The sequence below is a fragment of the Vibrio sp. D173a genome (genome assembly GCF_030248475.1).
Genome location: NZ_JAHGAH010001175.1, coordinates 1 through 812, shown reverse-complemented (window position 1 = coordinate 812; position 812 = coordinate 1). Strand labels below are relative to the sequence as shown.

Sequence of the window (812 nt, the reverse complement as noted above, 5' to 3'; positions counted from 1 at the left end):
TTCACGAAATAAAAACCTGCAAACCCTGCGTACTTTTCAATACACAGGGTTTGCGGGTTTCAGTTATGAAGTCTTGCGATAATCTGGATGGATAACATAGTGCTTTTTGGGGTTTACAACTAATTGTATGTATCCATGATCCTCCAACGTTTTTAATGCTCTATCTCTATCAGCTGACGCCGTCAACCCTTTCCAACCTTTCTGATTAAGCTGTTGTTTGGTAAAGCTTGGACTCAATTTAGAAAGATTATTCAACAGCGATTCTACGCTAGTATCCGTGCGATTAAATTCATATATTTTCTGAGCATGAGACCACAAATAATCAATCCACAAAAGCGCTCTTTTCAGATGCGGAGAGCTAATCGTAGCCTTAAACTCACGATCAGATGCATCTTCATCGATAGCTAAGTCCATTAGGTGAGAAATACACGCTAATTTCGCAGCCAATGCAGGATGTTTTATTCGTACAGCTTGCTCCTCCGCTGTGTAGTTTTTTAATTCTGCTTGAAACTCCGCTTGCCAGTCATTCCATTTTTTCTGAGCTCCATCCGAAAATCGATATTCCTTTGGGGCTTGATAACCTAATTTTGCCAAGTTTTTGAATATCTCGTAAACAATGGATACTGAGTTTTCATCAACTATTTCATCAACATACTCTGGCTCGATAGGCTCTGGATATACTGCTAATTGAAACCGCTCCATTAACCCGTCATTAACTGAATTGGTTCTGCGATCTTCAAGTATCTTTGCTATCATTGAGGGTTGTATCCCTCCCAAAATACTGCTGTGGACAGATGGTACAATGACCTTTT

The 812-nt window shown here is 39.8% G+C and carries 1 protein-coding gene; it reads right to left on the bottom strand.

Annotated elements, in window-relative coordinates; genetic code table 11:
- Positions 1-63: 63 nt before the first annotated feature.
- A partial coding sequence (locus tag KIV40_RS32135; RefSeq protein WP_285353396.1) for a DUF3987 domain-containing protein occupies positions 64-812 on the bottom strand: 749 nt, incomplete at its 5' end.